The organism is Arthrobacter sp. QXT-31, assembly GCF_001969265.1.
In the GTDB taxonomy this organism is placed as follows: domain Bacteria; phylum Actinomycetota; class Actinomycetes; order Actinomycetales; family Micrococcaceae; genus Arthrobacter.
On the sequence record NZ_CP019304.1, the window covers coordinates 3,576,635 to 3,594,729 of the forward strand.

Annotated in this window: 15 protein-coding genes and 2 tRNA genes; 13 read left to right on the forward strand and 4 right to left on the reverse strand. The window is 66.7% G+C overall.

The window, feature by feature from the left end; all coding sequences use genetic code 11:
* Nucleotides 1-83: 83 nt before the first annotated feature.
* From BWQ92_RS16180 to BWQ92_RS16195, 4 genes are all read left to right on the forward strand, one after another.
* Nucleotides 84-737, forward strand: a complete 654-nt coding sequence (locus BWQ92_RS16180) for an MOSC domain-containing protein (protein ID WP_076801111.1) — start codon at nt 84-86, stop codon at nt 735-737.
* A gap of 502 nt (nt 738-1,239) precedes the next feature.
* Entirely contained in the window at nt 1,240-3,270 is a 2,031-nt protein-coding gene (locus BWQ92_RS16185) for a DEAD/DEAH box helicase (RefSeq protein WP_076801113.1), read from the forward strand.
* Between the two features lie 292 nt (nt 3,271-3,562).
* Nucleotides 3,563-3,634 (forward strand) — tRNA-Thr (locus BWQ92_RS16190).
* Nucleotides 3,635-3,695: 61 nt separating this feature from the next.
* Nucleotides 3,696-3,769, forward strand: a tRNA-Met gene (locus BWQ92_RS16195).
* Between the two features lie 178 nt (nt 3,770-3,947).
* Here the strand turns inward: BWQ92_RS16195 and BWQ92_RS16200 are convergent.
* On the reverse strand, nt 3,948-4,574 hold the full coding sequence (locus BWQ92_RS16200) for an HNH endonuclease family protein (RefSeq protein WP_236782982.1): 627 nt from the start codon (nt 4,572-4,574) through the stop codon (nt 3,948-3,950).
* A 339-nt stretch (nt 4,575-4,913) separates the two neighbouring features.
* Between BWQ92_RS16200 and BWQ92_RS16205 the strand changes: the two genes are divergently transcribed.
* Together BWQ92_RS16205 and BWQ92_RS16210 are read left to right on the forward strand one after the other, a co-directional pair.
* Nucleotides 4,914-5,477, forward strand: a complete 564-nt coding sequence (locus BWQ92_RS16205) for a dihydrofolate reductase family protein (protein WP_076801115.1) — start codon at nt 4,914-4,916, stop codon at nt 5,475-5,477.
* A 67-nt stretch (nt 5,478-5,544) separates the two neighbouring features.
* Entirely contained in the window at nt 5,545-6,204 is a 660-nt protein-coding gene (locus BWQ92_RS16210; protein WP_076801117.1) for an SDR family oxidoreductase, read from the forward strand.
* A 93-nt stretch (nt 6,205-6,297) separates the two neighbouring features.
* Here BWQ92_RS16210 and BWQ92_RS16215 read toward each other — a convergent pair whose 3' ends face one another.
* Nucleotides 6,298-7,500: an ROK family protein gene (locus tag BWQ92_RS16215; RefSeq protein WP_076801119.1), complete on the reverse strand. Its 1,203-nt coding sequence runs from the start codon at nt 7,498-7,500 to the stop codon at nt 6,298-6,300.
* Nucleotides 7,501-7,726: 226 nt separating this feature from the next.
* Here BWQ92_RS16215 and BWQ92_RS16220 point away from each other — a divergent pair, with 226 nt between their 5' ends.
* The 5 genes from BWQ92_RS16220 to BWQ92_RS16240 all read left to right on the forward strand — a co-directional run bounded on the left by BWQ92_RS16220 (nt 7,727) and on the right by BWQ92_RS16240 (nt 13,847).
* On the forward strand, nt 7,727-9,052 hold the full coding sequence (locus tag BWQ92_RS16220) for an ABC transporter substrate-binding protein (RefSeq protein ID WP_076801121.1): 1,326 nt from the start codon (nt 7,727-7,729) through the stop codon (nt 9,050-9,052).
* A 24-nt stretch (nt 9,053-9,076) separates the two neighbouring features.
* Nucleotides 9,077-10,027: a carbohydrate ABC transporter permease gene (locus tag BWQ92_RS16225; protein ID WP_076801122.1), complete on the forward strand. Its 951-nt coding sequence runs from the start codon at nt 9,077-9,079 to the stop codon at nt 10,025-10,027.
* Nucleotides 10,027-10,977, forward strand: a complete 951-nt coding sequence (locus BWQ92_RS16230; protein ID WP_236782983.1) for a carbohydrate ABC transporter permease — start codon at nt 10,027-10,029, stop codon at nt 10,975-10,977. Before BWQ92_RS16225 ends, BWQ92_RS16230 begins: the two co-directional genes overlap by 1 nt.
* Before the next feature lie 53 nt (nt 10,978-11,030).
* A complete protein-coding gene (locus tag BWQ92_RS16235) occupies nt 11,031-12,740 on the forward strand; it encodes a glycoside hydrolase family 13 protein (protein WP_076801124.1) in 1,710 nt (569 codons plus the stop codon).
* A gap of 141 nt (nt 12,741-12,881) precedes the next feature.
* Nucleotides 12,882-13,847, forward strand: a complete 966-nt coding sequence (locus BWQ92_RS16240) for an aldo/keto reductase (RefSeq protein ID WP_076801126.1) — start codon at nt 12,882-12,884, stop codon at nt 13,845-13,847.
* Nucleotides 13,848-13,925: 78 nt separating this feature from the next.
* Here BWQ92_RS16240 and BWQ92_RS16245 read toward each other — a convergent pair whose 3' ends face one another.
* Together BWQ92_RS16245 and BWQ92_RS16250 are read right to left on the reverse strand one after the other, a co-directional pair.
* Nucleotides 13,926-14,846, reverse strand: a complete 921-nt coding sequence (locus BWQ92_RS16245) for a TauD/TfdA dioxygenase family protein (protein ID WP_076801128.1) — start codon at nt 14,844-14,846, stop codon at nt 13,926-13,928.
* 53 nt (nt 14,847-14,899) lie between these two features.
* The gene (locus BWQ92_RS16250; RefSeq protein WP_076801130.1) at nt 14,900-15,937 is read right to left on the reverse strand and encodes an ABC transporter substrate-binding protein; all 1,038 of its coding nucleotides are present in this window, start codon (nt 15,935-15,937) and stop codon (nt 14,900-14,902) included.
* Between the two features lie 317 nt (nt 15,938-16,254).
* On the opposite strand from BWQ92_RS16250, the gene BWQ92_RS16255 reads away from it, so the two are divergent.
* Both BWQ92_RS16255 and BWQ92_RS16260 read left to right on the forward strand, forming a co-directional pair.
* Complete coding sequence (locus BWQ92_RS16255; protein ID WP_076801132.1) at nt 16,255-17,118, forward strand: HpcH/HpaI aldolase/citrate lyase family protein; 864 nt, start codon at nt 16,255-16,257, stop codon at nt 17,116-17,118.
* 27 nt (nt 17,119-17,145) lie between these two features.
* Nucleotides 17,146-18,087: a DUF2797 domain-containing protein gene (locus BWQ92_RS16260; RefSeq protein WP_076801134.1), complete on the forward strand. Its 942-nt coding sequence runs from the start codon at nt 17,146-17,148 to the stop codon at nt 18,085-18,087.
* The last annotated feature ends 8 nt before the right edge of the window (nt 18,088-18,095 follow it).

An 18,095-nucleotide genomic window follows, 5' to 3' on the forward strand; every position in this document is an offset into this window, starting at 1 on the left:
CCTGCGGTGAATAAGCGTCCTCCTGCAGCGGTCACCTGAAACCGGCAAACCCGCTGGTCAGGCCGAGAACCTAGACTTGTCGCATGCATACCGCCACTGTTCTTGCCGTTTGCCGGGTCCACCAGCTCCTGCCGGATGAAGGAAGCGTGGGCGTTACCGCCATCGACAAGCGCCCCGTGGACGGGCCGGTGAAGGTGCACAAGCTCGGGTTGCACGGTGACGTCCAGGCCAGCCGCATCCACCACGGGGGAGTGGACCAGGCCCTGTACGCCTACTCCCAGGCCGACGCCGACTACTGGGTCGGAGAGCTGGAGCGCGAGCTGCCGCCGGGGATCTTCGGCGAGAATCTCCGGGTGGCAGGGATCGAAACCACCGGTGCCGTCATCGGTGAACGCTGGCGGATCGGGCTGGACGTTGAAGTCGAGGTCACCTCGCCGCGTGTTCCGTGCGCCACCTTCCAGCGGCGCATGGACGAGACCCAGTGGGTCAAGCGCTTCACGGAGGCCGGCCGGGTGGGCACCTATCTGCGCGTCATCAAGACCGGTTCGGTGCAGGCCGGGGACCACATCCACCGCCTGTTCGTGCCGAAGCACGGCGTGACCATTGGCCAGTGGTTCAGCGAGCCCGACATGGATGCCATCGAGGCCCTGCGGGACGCCGAGGCCGACGGCGAAATCCGCCTGCAGCCCGAATACCACGACCGCTTCGAGAAGATGCTCCGCCGGGTGGGCCGCTAGTCCCGCCGTCCTGCCGCATTGCTGCACCGCTTTCGGCAGCCCCCACCCGACGTGCCCCTGAATCGGTGCGGCCGCGGGAACCGGCCGAAGGATCCGGCAGAGGTGGAAACCGGTGCAGAAATGCCGTGTGTGCCCAAGCTCACCGCCCCTGCCGGACCCCCGGTTCGTCCGCATGCGGCGCCATGCCCTACACTTGAAGCATCCCCCACTCCGGAAATCCCTTATTCCTGCCCAATTTTTGAGGCAGGACTGGCAAGTGTTGGGGCCCGCAAATGTGACGCGGGCAGTTTCATAGGGAGAGCCGGCTGAAGAAAACGCTGTACAGACTGCTGGGATAGCAGCCAAGAGATGCAGTGCGAAGTCCTGCCATGGGATTGCGAAAGCGCCGGACTTCGACGTGACCGGCCGGTCAATGGATGCCCGGCGCCCACGGCACATGTACTGCGGCTCCGCTCATTCCGGGTTGTGCCGCCTGGCCCCCTATGGATGAGGAAAGTTTCCTATGCCCGAAAATCACGACGACGCCACTACCGAAGCCGCGGAAGTAACCGAAGCTCCCGAAACCGCGGCTGCCGCCCAGGCCCCCGCTGAGGCGGAAGAAGAAGGCGTCCGCTTCGCCGACCTTGGCCTCGACGGCCGGGTCCTCGCCGCCCTCCAGGACGTCGGCTACGAAAAGCCCTCTCCCATCCAGGCAGCCACGATTCCGCTGCTGCTGGAAGGCCGCGACGTTGTTGGCCTGGCCCAGACCGGTACCGGTAAGACTGCAGCATTCGCAGTACCGGCACTGTCCAAGCTGGCCGAACTCCACGACCTGAACGGCCCGTCCCGCAAGACGCAGGCCCTGGTCCTCGCCCCGACCCGCGAGCTGGCGCTCCAGGTTGCCGAGGCGTTCACCTCCTACGCCAAGCACATCGACGACTTCACGGTGCTGCCCGTCTACGGCGGCTCCGCCTACGGCCCCCAGCTGGCGGGCCTGCGCCGCGGCGCCCAGGTTGTTGTCGGCACCCCGGGCCGCGTCATCGATCACATCGCCAAGGGCTCGCTCGACCTCTCCGAGCTGCAGTACCTGGTCCTGGACGAGGCCGACGAAATGCTGCGCATGGGCTTCGCCGAGGACGTTGAGCAGATCTTCCAACAGACGCCGGAGGACCGCCAGGTGGCGCTGTTCTCGGCCACCATGCCGAGCCAGATCCGCCGGATGTCCAAGCAGTACCTCAACGACCCCGCCGAAATCTCGGTGAAGTCCAAGACGTCCACGGGCACCAACATCCGCCAGCGCTACCTGCAGGTCATGGGCCCGCACAAGCTCGATGCCATGACCCGCATCCTCGAGGTTGAAGAGTTCGACGGCGTCATCGCCTTCGTGCGCACCAAGATGGCCACCGAGGACCTCGCCGACAAGCTGAAGTCGCGCGGTTTCCAGGCTGCCGCCATCAACGGCGACATCCCGCAGCAGCAGCGTGAACGCACGGTTGACGCGCTGAAGGAAGGCCGGATCGACATCCTGGTGGCCACCGACGTCGCCGCCCGCGGCCTCGACGTCGAGCGCATCAGCCACGTGGTCAACTACGACATCCCCCACGACACCGAGTCCTACGTGCACCGGATTGGCCGCACCGGCCGGGCAGGCCGCGCCGGCGATGCCATCCTGTTCATGACACCGCGGGAGAAGTACCTGCTGCGCGCCATCGAGAAGGCAACCCGCCAGACGGTGGAGCAGATGCACCTGCCCACCGCTGAGACCGTAAACTCGCTGCGCCTGGGCAAGTTCGCCGAGCGTATCACCGAGACCCTGGAGTCCGAGGACGTTTCAATGTTCCGCGATCTCATCGCCTCCTACGAGGAAGAGCACAAGGTGCCGGCGGCAGAAATCGCCGCGGCACTGGCGGTCATGGCGCAGGGCGGCCAGCCGCTCCTGGTCAAGGAACTGCCGGCAGCTCCCGAGTACCAGAAGCGCGAACGGTCAAAGGACGGCTTCGGTTCCCGAGGCCCGACCCGCCAGCTGACCGAGGGAAACGCCACCTACCGGATCGCCGTAGGACGCCGCCAGCGTGTCATGCCCGGTTCCATCGTGGGCGCCATCGCCAACGAGGGTGGCATCTCCTCGTCCCAGATCGGCGGGATTGACATCCGCTCGGACCACTCGCTGGTGGAGCTGCCTGCTGACCTGAGCCAGGAGCAGCTGCGCGCCCTGTCCCGCACGCGGATCGGCGGCGAGCTGATCCACCTTGAGCTGGATTCCGGACGTCGTCCCTCGGGTGACCGTGGCGACCGTGGTGGCTACCAGGGCGGCCGTGGCGGCAACTTCAAGGGCGGCGGCGGCTTCAAGAAGGAGTTCCGCAAGAACGACGGCGAGCGTTCCTCGGCTGACCGTGGCGGCCGTGCGTACAGCGAACGTTCCGAGCGCGGCTTCGGGGGCGACCGGGGCCAGTCCAGCGACTCCCGCTACGGCGGCCACGGTGACGGCGCACGCAAGCCGCGCCACGGCAGCGAGGGCGGCCACCGCGACTTCAACCGCAAGGGCAAGTGGTAACCACTCATCCCGATGAATGACGTTGCGGTGACTTTCGCATCCAAATAGAAACAGGCCGGCTGAACAGCCGGCCTGTTTCTATTTAAGGCTGCTGTCCCTTGCGCCAAGCCTGCCCTCCCGCGCGGCTGTGTATCCTTCGTCACATCCATGCCCAAAGGTCCCTTCGAAAGCCGCCCCGGGCCGCCTTGCAGGCCGCTTTTGGCCCGGATTTCCAGGCTTTTTCCGCCCAAAGGACCCCGTTCCGCCGTCGATTTGTTGAGTGCCAGATCTTCCGGTAGAGTATTTACTCGTTGCCCCCCTAGCTCAGTGGTAGAGCGCGTTCTTGGTAAGAACGAGGTCACCGGATCGATTCCGGTGGGGGGCTCGGAATGAGGGCCTGTGTCAAGGCGGTCTTGACCGGCTTGACACAGGTTTTTCTCATTCGTGGCGGTGTAGCTCAGTTGGTTAGAGCGCACGACTCATAATCGTGAGGTCGGGAGATCGAGCCTCCCCACCGCTACAGAAACTGCAGGTCAGAGGCGTTCCGCCCCTGGCCTGCTTTTGTTTGTGGGCCCGGGACCCCCAAGCCGTCGTGGGGCACTTTGGGCCCGCCGTCGTCGTCATAACGACGGCGGCCGGCGAGTCCCGCACCAAAGCGCCCCAGCTGCGTGCTGGCTCAGACCCAGGCCCGCGCAGGCCTAGACCCTGGTGACGCTGATGCGCACGTTCGCGCAGGAGTCGGCGTAGCGGATCAGGGCTGCCTTCTCGGCGCTGTCCACCCGCAGGCCCCAGCGGATCTTCACCGCGATCCAGTTGCCGATGTACTCGCACCTGTTCGCCGGCGGCATCCACGCCTCCGGCCCCTTGGCCTGCTTGGCTGAGTTCAGCGACGCCGTCTGCGCGTTGAGGGAGCGGGTGTCGCCGAGGTCGTTGTAGAACGCCACCCGGCGCGCCTGCGACCAGTAACGGGCGCCGGATCCCCATGCCTCGTGGACGGGAACGGTGTGGTCGATCTCCACGGCCGACGCCAGATAGTGCGTGCGGTTGTCCCACCGGGTGATCCAGCGGGATGTGCGCACGGTGCAGCGCCGCGAGGTGGTGTACGTCGCTGCTGCCTTTGCCTCCTGGAGCAGGACCTCCGCCCGGGTGTTCTGGCAGTCACGGTTGGTGTCCAGCCAGCTGCCGAAATAGCGCGTGCGGTCATAGCCGGCGTTGTTCTCCGCGCTCACCGTGAGGGCACGGGCGGCGGTGCGCAGCGGCGCGGAATAGTACGAGGCAGCCTCCGCGGGGACGGCTAGCCCGGTGAGCAGGAGGCCGGCGGTCACGGCGGCAGTGGACAGCGACCTGAACCAAGGGCCGGACGTGACGGACGCAGTGATGGCAACCACCCGTCGTCGGGCCTGTTTGAGCGGGTTGGCGGCCCGAGAAGGGCGTGCGTGATTGAACGTGCCTAGCGGCATGATTCCCCCAATGATGATTCCTGAACAGTACGGATTGCTTGATGCGTCAACCAGCATGGCAGCCGAAACAGGGGAGAACCGGATCCTTGATCAGGTCTTGATCCAATCCTGTGCGAACGCTGGGAATGACCCGGAACCGTTGCGGTCCGCGCGGCGGGAACCTAGGGTCGAACTGCACACCACAGGCGGAGAACTGGAGCCGGCATGGCCAGACTGATCTATTCGGGCCTCATCTCTGTTGACGGGTACATGGCGGACCGGGAGGGCAACTTCGACTGGGCCGAGCCGGACGCCGAGGTGCATTCCTTCATCAACGGGCTGCAGCGAACGGTCGGAACCTATCTGTTCGGACGCCGGATGTACGAGGTGCTGGCGGTCTGGGAGCACCCGGAGTCCTTCGGCGAGGTGCCGGCGTACATCCGGGACTTTGCGGAGCAGTGGCAGGCGGCGGACAAGGTGGTCTACTCCCGGACATTGCAGGACGTGTCCACTGCCCGGACACGGATCGAGCGGGAGTTCAGCGCTGACGCCGTCGCTAGGCTCAAGGAGCAGGCTGGCCGGGACCTGGCAATCGGCGGCCCCGAGATTGCCGCGGAAGCCATCCGTGCCGGTCTGGTGGACGAGTTCCAGATGTTCGTCACACCCGTGGCCGTGGGCGGCGGCAAGCGCTTCCTCCCGGCCGACATCCGCCTGGGGCTCGAGCTGCTGGAGGAACGGCGCTTCAGCAACGGCACGGTCTTCCTCCGCTACGCCAACCGGGCGGGTTGATCCTGGGCGGGTTGATCCTGGGCGGGTTGAACCGGACCGGAGAACCCGCCTGGGACACAATGGGGACATGACCCGCATCGCAATCATCGGCGGCCACGGCAAGGTGGCCCTGCAACTGTCCGCCCTCCTGACGGAACAGGGCCACAGCGTCACGTCCTTCATCCGCAACCCTGACCACGCGGAGGACGTCGCCGCCACCGGCGCATCGCCGTCGGTCCTGGACGTTGAAAAGTCGACGACGGCGGACATCGCCGCCGCGCTCCGGAACCACGACGCCGTGGTCTGGTCAGCCGGTGCCGGGGGAGGGAACCCGGCCCGCACGTACGCGGTGGACCGGGATGCCGCCATCCGTTCCATGGACGCTGCCGTGGAGGCCGGCGTCGGGCGGTATGTGATGGTGTCCTACTTCGGCGCCGGGCCGGACCACGGGATTCCCGAGGGGCACAGCTTCCGGCCCTATGCCGAGGCCAAGGCCGCCGCTGACGAGTACCTCCGTGGCACGGGGCTCGCCTGGACCATCCTGGGGCCGGGGTCGCTAACCGAGGGGCCGGGAAACGGGCTCATCGACGTCAACCCTGCCGACACCAGCGCCGGCACCCACACGTCCCGAGCCAACGTGGCGATCGTGGCTGCGGCAGTGCTGGACTGGCCTGGGACCGCCGGCCGGACCATCGAGTTCCGCGACGGCGCCCAGCCCGTTGCAGCCGCGCTCGAAGCCCTGCAGTAAGCGCCGGCCGAGCCAAGCGCGAACGTACACTTGTGGCCCTAAATCAGGGTGTTTTTGGGGCCACAAGTGTACGTTCGCGCAGTTCGTGGACAGTTACGCCGGGACGTTGAGCTCCAGGTCGAGGGAGTTCTTCTCCACGTAGTCCAGGGCCCGGCGGACTGCGCCCACGGTCACGATTGAGTCGCCCAGCGGCGAGACCGCCACGCGCGGCGGGGTGGCTGTGAACTCCGGCAGCCGGGCGGCAATGGGCACGAGCAGGACTCCCGCGGAGTTGGCGACGGCACCGCCGATCACCACGAGTTCGGGGTTGACCATGGTGGCCACCGAACCGATGACCCGGGCCATCCTGTCCGCCAGCCGGTCCAGGATCTTCAGCGCCTCGGCGTCGCCGGCCGCGGCCGCGGCAAAGACGTGCTCCGCCTCCGCCCCCGTGGCCGCATGTGCACGGAGGGACGTCTTGGCGGGGCCTTCCAGCACCTCCGCGGCCCAGATTCGCGCCAGGGTCGCGATGCCGTAGGTGTCGCCGACGCCTTCCAGCAGGTCCAGGTACGCAAGTTCCCCCGCGCCGCCGCCACTGCCGTGCAGCAGGCGGCCGCCTTCGATGACGCCGGAACCGAAGCGCTCGCTCGCCAGGATGACGACGACGTCGTCCACACCCGCGCCCGCGCCCCGCCACCGGTCCCCAAGTGCGGCGAGGTTGGCGTCGTTCTCCAGCAGCACGGTCCATCCGTGCAGGTCGTCCAGCGCGGACCTGAGGCCGACGTCGAACAGCCCCCAGAAGTGCTGTGATGCCAGCACGTTGCCCTTCCGGTCCACCGGTGCGGCGATGCCGGCGCACACGGCCAGCACCGAGTCGGTGGAGGCTCCCACGCTGTCCAGCGCCATCAGGGCGGCCTTGTCAATGACCGCCACGCGTTCCGCGGGGGAGATGTCCTCAATCTCAAAGGGCTGGCTGGCCCGGCCAAGCGCCTTGCCGCGAAGGTCCGACACCACCACGGTCGCCTTGGAGAAACCGACGTCCATGCCCAGGACGTAGCCTGCCCGCTCATTGAGTTCGAAGCGGCGGGCCGGACGTCCCTTCTGGTAGCCGCCAAAGGCGCGCTGGTTTTCCAGTTCGGTGATCCACCCGCGCTGCATGAGGTCCTCGCACACGGAGATCGCCGTGGCCCGGGTCAGTCCCGTGGCCTGGATGACGTCGGTAACCGTCACCGCGCCCGAAGCGCGCATGAAATCCAGGACCGCTCCGGCACTCACTCGGCGCAGCAGCTGGGGCGTTGCCGCCGTCATCTCGGACATGGTGTTGACCTCCTTGTGCTCTGCCCCACATAATACTTGAGGAACTAAATTTAGATTCCATATAAATTCTCCCCGTGGGCCGGACGGCCGCCGGCCACGGGATCTTCCTTCCAGCTTTTTCCTCAGCCTTTTGCAAAGGAGCAACTGTGAACAGCCCCTTGTACTGCCGTCGCCGTGCCTCTCAACGGCCAGCCACCCGCCTGCTTTCCGCCCTGGCTCCAGCGCTGTGAACCGGATTCCACCCCGTTCCCGCGCCGGCCGCGAAACTCCGCTCACCCGCCGCGCGCTGTTTAAGGCCGCGGGTCTTGCCGGCGCAGCGGCCGTCCTGCCTCTGGCCGGCTGCGGTTCTGTTCCCGCTGCATCCAGCCAGAACGGCGTCACCACCCTGCGCTTCATGCAGAACAAGCCCGAGGTGGTGGCCTACTTCAACCAGGTGATCAAGGACTTCGAGGCGCTCAACCCGGACATCCGCGTCATCCAGGACTTCAATGAGGGCAACTTCGTTCCCGGCCTGGTCCGCAACGACCCGCCCGACGTCGTGACCCGCGGCTTCGCCCAGGCCACCGCCGACTTCGTCCGCAAGGGCGTCTTTGCCGACCTCTCCGACCTGCCGGCGGCAGCCACGATCGACCCCAAGATCCAGGATCTGGTCAGCTCATGGGGACAGTACAACGGGCACGAAACCAGCGCCTTGCCGTTCTCCCTGGCCGCCGCCGGGGTCATCTACAACCGCGATATTTTCGAGGCCCACGGCGTCCAGGTTCCCGCCACGTGGGACGAGTTCGTCGCGGCCTGTGGAAAGTTCAGGGCTGCCGGCATCACGCCCATTTACGGCACCTTCAAGGACAACTGGACCCTCGGCCAGGGCATGTTCGACTACGTCGCCGGCGGCTCCCTGGACATCGCGGACTTCTTCGCCAGGCTCACCGCCAAGGGCGCCGACATCCGCGCAGACGCCAAGGAATCGTTCACCAGCAACTTCGGCCCGGCCCTTCCCAAGATGCTTGAGCTGGCCGCCTTCTCGCAGAAGGGCGCCACGAGCAAGAACTACGCGGACGGCAATGCGGCGTTCGCCAAGGGCGAGGCGGCCATGTACCTGCAGGGCCCCTGGGCGCTGTCCCAGCTCGTGGCCGCGAACAAGAACGTCCGGCTCGGCAGCTTCCCGCTGCCGGTCACCAACAACCCCGCGGACACCAAGGCCCGGGTCAATGTGGACATGGCCCTCTCCATCACCCGCAACACCCCGAACATGGCCGCCGCGCGCCGGTTCGTCAGCTACCTGCTGGACCCCTCGGTCGTGAACGCCTACAACGGGAAGAACGCGGCGTTCTCGCCGCTCAAGGGGGCACCCGCCGTCGACAACCCCCAGATCACCGGCCTCGCCGCCTCTGTACGGGAGGGACGGTACTACCAGGGGGCAACCACCTACTTCCCGCCGTCGGTACCGCTGTACAACTACGTCCAGTCCTTTGTGTACGGCAAGAACGGCAAACAGTTCCTTTCCGCCCTCGACGACGAATGGCGCCGCGTCGCCGAGCGCACCGCGGTCTGACCCGCCCGAATCCAGGAGCCCCCAATGACTACAACCTCAGAGCTGCCGCAGACAGCCCCATCCGCCGCCGCGGCCGCAGGCCCAAGAGCCTCGAAATCCCCGGCCGCCCGCGCCAAGGGCCGCATCGACCCCGCCTACTACTGGATGGTGGTGCCGGTCCTGGCACTGTTCGCCTTCTTCATCACCCTGCCGGCCCTCGTGGGCGTGTTCTTCAGCCTCACGAACTACGCCGGCTACGGTGACTGGAAGTTCATCGGACTGTCCAACTACGTCAATATCTTCCGTGACCCGGCCATCCTGCAGTCCTACATCTTCACGTTCGTCTTCGCCCTGACCACCACCGTGGTGGTCAACATCGTGGCCCTCGCGATCGCCCTGGGCCTGAACGCCAAAATCAAGTGGCGCACCGGCATCCGCACCGTCTTCTTCATCCCCATGGTGCTCTCGGCGCTGGTGGTGTCCTTCGTGTTCAACTACCTGTTCTCCAACACCCTGCCCGTGCTGGCGGACCGCTTCGGCGTGACACCGCTGGCCACCAGCATCCTGGCCAACGAGAACCTCGCCTGGCTGGCCATTGTGCTGGTCACGGTCTGGCAGGCGGCTCCCGGCGCCACCATCATCTACCTGGCCGGGCTGCAGAGCGTCCCGTCCGAGGTCTACGAAGCCGCAGATCTCGACGGCGCCGGCAGCTTCCGGCAGTTCGTGAGCCTGACGCTGCCGCTCATCCTCGGATACCTGGTCATCAACGTGATCCTTGGCTTCAAGGGATTCCTGGGCACCTACGAAATTATCGTGGGCCTCACCGGCGGCGGACCCGGCATGGCCACCCAGTCCGTGGCCATGCGCATCTTCTCCGGCTTCACCGGCGGGGACTACTCCTACCAGATGGCCAACGCGGTCATCTACTTCCTGATCACCCTGCTGATCTCCGTCATCCAGCTGCGCCTCATCCAGCGCCGGGGGGTTTCACTCTAATGACAGCTTCTCCACTGACCGCCCGCCGCCCAGGCAGTTCAAACGACGCCGGCAGTTCAAAAATCGCCGGCCGCACAGGCAATCCAGGCCGTTCAGCCAGCCCGCTCCGCCGGAAGGGCCGTTCCGGCCGCGAGGGCTACAAGGTCAACTGGTGGCTCACCGCGCTCATGCTCGTAGCCTCCCTGACCGTGCTGCTCCCGCTCTACTTCACCGTGGCCATGGCACTGAAGTCCCCGGACCAGATCGGAGGCACCGGCCTGGCATGGCCCAGCCCCATGAACTGGGAAAACTTCGGCGCCGCCTACGAGGCCACGAACTTCCCGCGGGCATTCATGTCGACGGCGTTCGTCACCGTGCTGAGCGTCCTCGGGTCGCTGGCCTGCAGCTCGCTCGTGGCCTACGCCATCGCCAGGAACTGGAACCGGAAATTCTTCCGCGGCTCCTTCGTGTACCTGCTCTCGGCCATGTTCATCCCGTTCCCGGTGATCATCCTGCCCCTGATCAAGCAGACGGCACTGCTCGGCCTGGACAACCCCGGCGGCGTGGTGTTCCTGCACGTGCTGGGCGGCATCTCCTTCAACACCCTGCTGTATATCGCCTTCGTCCGCTCCATCCCGGTGGAGCTCGAGGAATCAGCCCGGCTCGACGGCGCCACCACCTGGCAGGTGTTCCGCAAGATCATCTTCCCGCTGCTGGCACCCATGAACGCCACCGTGGGCATCTTCGCCTTCCTCGGCTCCTGGAACGACTTCCTGCTGCCGCAGATGATGATCGCCGACCCGTCCCTGCAGACCCTCCCCGTGGTGCAGATGCTCTTCCAGGGGGAGTTCAACACCAACTACAGCCTCGCATTCGCGTCCTACCTGATGGCCATGGCACCCACCCTGGTGGTTTACATCCTGGCCCAGCGCTGGGTACTGTCCGGAGTAATGCGCGGGGCCGTCAAGTAGACCCATCAAAACCAGTCCAGCAACAACCCCAACCACAAGAAAAGGATCATCCCTTGTCCACCACCGCCACGCTGGCAACCCTGTCTGATTCCGACCGTTTGGCCGATCCGAACTGGTGGCGCCAGGCGTCCGTCTACCAGATCTACCCCCGCAGCTTCTCCGACTCCAACGGTGACGGCCTGGGCGACATCAAGGGCATCACGGCCAAGGTCCCGTACCTGAAGGAGCTCGGAATCGACGCCGTCTGGCTCAGCCCCTTCTACCCTTCGGCGCTCGCCGACGGCGGCTACGACGTGGACGACTACCGCAACGTGGACCCGAAGCTCGGCACCCTTGAGGACTTCGACGAGATGGCCGCCGCCCTGCACGCCGCCGGTATCAAGCTGATCGCGGACATCGTCCCGAACCACTCCTCGGACCGGCACGAATGGTTCAAGGAAGCCCTCGCGTCCCCGAAGGGCTCCCCGGCCCGGGACCGCTACATTTTCCGGGACGGCAAGGGCCCCAACGGGGAGTTCCCGCCGTCGGACTGGGACTCCGTCTTCGGCGGTTCCGCATGGGAGCGCATCACCGAACCGGACGGCACCCCCGGCCAGTGGTACATGCACATCTTCGCGAAGGAGCAGCCGGACCTGAACTGGGCCAACCGGGAAATCCGCGACGACTTCCTCAAGACCCTGCGCTTCTGGTCCGACCGCGGCGTGGACGGCTTCCGCGTTGACGTGGCGCACGCGCTCACCAAGGACCTCACCGAGCCGCTGCTCTCCAAGCTGGAGCTGAGCGCCGCCAACACCGGCACGGACGGTTTCGCCGACGGGTCGCACCCCTTCTGGGACCGCGACGAGGTGCATGAGGTCTACGCCGAGTGGCGCGAAGTGTTCAACGAGTACAACCCGCCGCGCACCGCCGTCGCCGAGGCCTGGGTGCACGCCACCCGCCGCGCCCGCTACGCCAGCCCCGAGGGCCTGGGCCAGGCGTTCAACTTCGACCTCCTGCAGGCGGACTTCGACGCCGAGGAGTTCCACGAGATCATCACCCGCAACCTGGCCGAGGCGGCCGCCACCGGGGCGTCCTCCACCTGGGTGTTCTCCAACCACGACGTCGTCCGGCACGCCACCCGCTACGGCCTGCCCAAGGGCTCCAAGGGCAAGCACGCCAAGGGCCAGGACGGCAAGGCATGGCTGCTGGCCGGTGGTCCCAGGGAAGAACTCGACGTCGAACTCGGCCAGCGCCGTGCCCGCGCCGCCAGCCTCCTCATGTTCGCACTTCCCGGTTCCGCGTACCTGTACCAGGGCGAGGAACTGGGCCTGCAGGAAGTGGCGGACATCCCGGAATCCGAGCGACAGGACCCGTCGTTCTTCCGCAACAGGGGAGTGGAAGTGGGCCGCGACGGCTGCCGCGTGCCGCTGCCGTGGTCCGTCGAGGGCACGTCCTTCGGCTTCGGCGACGGCGGAGCGCACCTGCCGCAGCCGGACTGGTTCAGCGGCTATGCCGTCGAGGCGCAGGACGGCACCCAGGGCTCCACGCTTGAGCTTTACCGCACCGCCCTGAAGCTCCGCCGCGAGCTGCAGGCGGCCGAGGAGCTGGAATGGATCGACGCCGGAAACCCGGACGTCCTGCACTTCAGCCGCCCCGGCGGCTGGGAGTCCGTCACCAACTTCGGGGACACCGCCGTCGACCTGCCCGCAGGCACCGTGCTGGTGAGCAGCGGACCGCTGGAGGGCGGCAAGCTGGCGGCCAACACCACGGCCTGGCTGCGCTGACGGCCGGCTGACTAACACGCCGCTGGCGGGCTCCCGGAACTCGTGACCGGGGCCCGCCAGCGTTCCGTTTAACCACCCGGCCGGGGACGGTCTCCGGGATGCCCTCTGGGCGCAGCCGGCAACAAGTGAAAGAGTGATGCCATGACTGAACAAACTGCCGTCGCGAACGGCCGGCTTCTCTACGGCTGCATGGGCCTGGGCGGGGACTGGTCCCCTGAACCGCACGAGATCACCGACGTCGAGAATGCAGCAGCGGCCGTGGAAGCCGCGCTGGACATCGGCGTCACCCTGTTCGACCACGCCGACATCTACCGGAACGGAAAGGCCGAGGCCGTGTTCGGCGAGGTGCTGGCCGGCACCAGCGGGCTGCGTGAGCGCATCCAGCTGCAGACCAAATGCGGGATCCGGCTGAACGAGCGGGGGCTGGAAACCCACTACGACCTGAGTGCGGACGCCATCATCGAGCGCGTGAACGGCAGCCTTGAACGGCTCCGCACCGACTACGTGGACATCCTCCTGCTCCACCGCCCGGATCCCCTCATGGACCCCGCGGAGGTGGCCGCCGCCGTCGGGAAGCTGATGGCGGAGGGCAAGGTGCGCGCGCTCGGCGTGTCCAACATGTCCGCGGCGCAGATCGAGTTCCTGCAGGACAGCCTGGAAACACCGGTGGTGGCCAACCAGCTCGAACTGAGCCTGCTCAAGCGGGACTGGCTGGAGAGCACCGTGCTGGTCAACCACCCGGGCGCCGCGGACTACAGCTTTCCACACGGCACCCTGGAATACTGTGCCCGGCAGGGGATCACGCTGCAGGCCTATGGCGCCCTGGCCCGCGGCCACTACACCGGCAACCCGCCCGAGCGGCCCACGCTTGCGGAGTCGGCCACGGCGCAGCTGCTCTCCGACATGGCGCGGGAGCGGGAAACCACCCGTGAGGCCGTGCTGCTGGGATGGCTGATGAAGCATCCCGCAGGCATCGCGCCGGTGATCGGCACGGCCAACCCGGACCGGATCCGGGCCTGCGCCGGCGCCTCCCGCGTGGCGCAGACCATGACACGCGAGGAGTGGTACCGGCTCTGGACCACGGCCCGGGGGAGCAACATCCCTTAAACCCAACTGGGTCGCAGTTGTTGTCGTTATGAACGTTCAAAACGACAACAACTGCGACCCAGTTTGGGCAGAACAACCCTACAGCGGGGCGATCTCCGAATACGTGGAGGCATCGCCCGTCAGGGCCTGGCTCTGCTTGCCGTCCACGCCCACCGGAATGTCCCCGGCGATGGTGACGCGGTTGAGCTTGCGGGGCTGGCCGTCGTAGTTGTCCGGCGCGTAGTGCTGCGTGATCCGGTTGTCGAACAGCACCAGCTGGTTGGGCTCCCAGTTCACGCGGAGCACGTTTTCCGGCCGGGTGACGTAGGCCTGGAGCAGCCGGAGGATGTCCTTGGATTCGGTGTTGGACAGGCCCACAATCCGCAGGCGCTGCGCGAAGCCCCCAATGAACAGTCCGCGCTCGCCGGTCAGCGGGTGGACGCGCACCACGGGGTGGGCGGTCTCAAACTTGAGCCGCGTGAACTCCTTGCGGCGCTCCTCGGCGTTGGCGTGCTCCAGGTTCTTGGGCACGGAGTAGTCGTAGTCGTTGGTGTGGATAGCCCACAGGGTGTCGGCGAAGTTGCGGAGCTCGTCCGGCAGGTCCTGGTAGGCGCCGGCGGAGGAGGCGATCAGGGTCTCGCCGCCGTAGGCCGGCAGGTCGATGCTGCGCAGGGTGGATGCCTGCGGCGGGTTGACCACGAACGTGACATCGGTGTGCCAGTTGTTGGCGGACCCGTTCTCGCTGTCCACCGGCAGGACGTTCTCCTCACCCTCAACGGACGCCACGGTGGGGTGGGCCTTGGTGAGCGGGCCGAAGTGGCTGGCGAACTTCACCTGGGCCTCGTCCGAGAGGATGTTGGCTTCACGGAACACGAGGGCCTTGTGCTCGTTGAGGGCCGCACGGATCTGTGCCACGGTCTCCGCAGACAGGTCTCCGCTGAGGTCCAGGCCTCGGATCTCGGCGCCGATGCGGGAGCCCAGCTTGGAGAATTCGAGCTTTGTTCCGGTAATGGCAGTCATCGTTCTTTCCTCACTTCGTGCTGTAGTTACTTTGGATCGGGCGGTCACTTGGTTTACTTGGTATCGGTCAAGAGTCCGTTGAACTCGTTGGTGTACAGGCTCTTGGCGTCCAGGTCGGACCTGATGATGCCGGCGGACTTCAGGTACTCCTCCCAGCGGGTGAAGTCCTCGTCCTTGATCTCGCCCTTGGCTGGGACGCCGACGCTCTTCCAGTACTGCAGGGCGGCAGGGTTCTCGTTGCGGCCGCGCTCGTTGAGGATCTTGGTGAGCCGGGCGATGACCTCCTTGCGGGGCGTGGACCGCTCCCACTCGATGGCTTTAGCCACGCCGGTGGTGAAGGTCCGGACCGTGTTGGGGTTCTTGGCCAGGAAGTCTTCGCGGAAGACGTAGGGCCCGCCGGCAAAGGTGCCCAGCAGCTCGTAGTCGCTGAAGATGGAGCGCAGCCCGCCGTTGGCGACGGCCTTGTCCTGCAGGATGCCGCCCAGGGAGCCCGCGTCCACCTGGCCGCGGCGGATGGCCTCCTCCGTGTCGTTCGGCGGTACCACCACGAGCTGGACCTGCTTGATCTCCTCGGAGCTCAGGCCGTTCTTGCGGAGGTAGGTGTTGATGACGGCCTCTGAATGCGCGCCAAGGGTGTTCACGGCGATCTTCTTGCCGATGAAGTCCCGGGCGGTCTTGATCGGGCTGCCTTCCTTTACGTAGAAGCCGTTGAAGGTCTTGCTGTCCTCGCCGTAGTAGTTGATGACGGCCTTCACCGGGGCGCCGGCCTCCTTGAGCTTCACCACGGCGCCGGCGAACGCGCCCCCGAAGTCCGTCTGGCCGGTCGCGGCCGACTGGATGTCCTGCGGTCCGCTGATGGTGTTGCCCACCCAGTTCAGCTTGACGTCGCCCAGGTAACCGAGGTCCTGGGCCAGCTCGGGAAGGGTGACGCTGTTGGCCCAGCCCTGGTAGCGGAGCTCCTTGACTTCGTTGGCGCCGGAAGCCCCGGCGGCGCCTGCCTCATCGCCGGCGGCGCTCCCGCCGCAGCCGGACACCGTCAGGGCGATGACGACGGCGGCCGCAGCACTCAGGATGGTCAGGTGTCGTTTCATTGGGGTTCCTTACAGGGATCGATTTGGCTGGTGAGCCAGGTTCTTGCCGGCCGCTGCAATGGCCGATGGATCGATGTAAGCGCACCCGGACGGCGCAGAAAAGTGACCGGGTCACGCCGGGAAACCGTTGGAAATCCGCGGAAATACGGTGCAACAGCGCGTCATGAGGCGCCCCGTTGAGGCCGGTGAAACCCCATGACGGATGGCAGCGCGGATCCGTCCGCGAGGCGCTAGACTTCCGCTTTTTGTTCGTATTGGTCGCCTGGCGGAACCGGTCTGCGTCGCGCATACGGGCGCGCGCCCGATACGGTAGATCCATGACGTCTACTTCCACCGCCGAGATCACCCGGCAAGAACGCAACATCCCCGCCGAGATCGCCCGGTCGTGGCTGCTCGTCAACGCAATGAAAACCGAGCTTTTCGATCAGTCCGCCGTGTCCCGCGCGGACTCGATCATCCTGGACATCGAAGACGCCGTGGACCCCTCGCAGAAGGACGTCGCCCGCGAGAACGTCGTGAACTGGCTGTCCGGGGGCGGCCAGGCCTGGGTCCGGATCAACGACGCCACCAGCAAGTTCTGGGCCGAGGACCTCGCCGGCCTGCGCGGCACACCCGGCCTGCTCGGCGTCATGCTGGCCAAGACCGAGTCGGCCGACCAGGTGACCGAGTCCTTCCACCGCATGGACGGCAAGACCCCGGTCATCCCGCTGGTCGAATCCGCGCTCGGCATCGAAGAGGCCAACAACATCGCCAAGGCCCAGGGCGCCTTCCGCCTGGCCTTCGGCTCGGGCGACTTCCGCCGCGACACCGGCATGGCCAACACGCAGGAGGCCATGGCCTACCCGCGCGCCAAGCTCGTCGTCGCCAGCCGCGTCGGCAACCTGCCGGGCCCCATCGATGGACCCACCGTCGGCACCAACCACCCCATCCTGCGCGAGCAGACCGGCGTCACCGTGATGATGGGCATGACCGGCAAGCTCTGCCTGGCCATCGACCAGACCAGCGTCATCAACGAGGTCATCAGCCCCACGCCGTCGGATGTTGCCTGGGCCACCGACTTCATGTCCGACTTCGAGGCCAACGGCCGCGTCATCCGCGACGGCTCCGACCTGCCCCGTCTCGGCCGCGCAGAGAAGATCATGAAGCTCGCGGTGGCGTTTGGCGTGAACCCCGCGCCGTAACCGGCAGCAGCACTACCAGGAGACCCCGTGACCGATACCCGCTATCTGGTGCACGGGGTCTTTTGGGATGGGCCACCGGCCATATCCACAACGTCCGACGGCGGCCGGCCGGTTTTGCGCCTCCAGCACCTTTCCGGGGCGTTCAGTGAGACGGCGCTCGACGCCGGCACCCGCCTCGGGTTCCGGGTGACGGACCGGGTCAAGCACTGCCTGGGCCACACCAGGGTTTTCTCCGCGGCCGAGCGCCGGCACGTTTCCTGCCCGGACAGTGGCCCCGCGGTCCACGGCAGCCAGTGCGGCACCTGCCGGCTGGCAGACGATACCCGGCTGATCCACGACTTCCACCGCGGCGGACGGGTCCCGGCCGGCCTGCGGGACTACCTGATGCAGCCGCACTGGCTCTATGTGGCCACGTTCGCCAACGGTGCCAGCAAAATCGGCACAGCTTCCCAGCCGCGCAAATGGAACCGGCTGGCGGAGCAGGGTGCCGTCGTTGCCCGTTACGTGGCCCTGGCGGAGGACGGACGGGTCGTCCGCATCCTCGAGGACCTGGCCACGAGCGGACTGGGGCTTTCCCAGCAGGTGCGCGGCGCGGCCAAGGCCGCAGCCCTGACGGACCCGCGTCCCGGCGTCGAGCTTAACCTCCTGAACCGCCGCCGGGCGGAAGACGTCCGCACCCTGCTGGCCAGCACCGCCGTCGGAGGTTTCGCCCCTGTGGATGAGCAGTGGATCCGCCCGGCGCAGGCCGCGCCGCTATGCACGGCCGCTGCCCGGCACGCATACCCGCACGGAATGGACGGCGGCAGCCACGGCTTTACCCTCGCGGCCCTCTGCGGCAGCTACGGGCTGGCCGGCCTGGACGGGACCGGGCTGGACTTCGTGGTGAACCTCGGGCTGCTCAAGGGACGGCTGGTGGAACCGGGGGAGTACAGCTCGGAGGTGCCGGCGGTCCAGGAAGCCCTTTTCTGAGGGTTCAT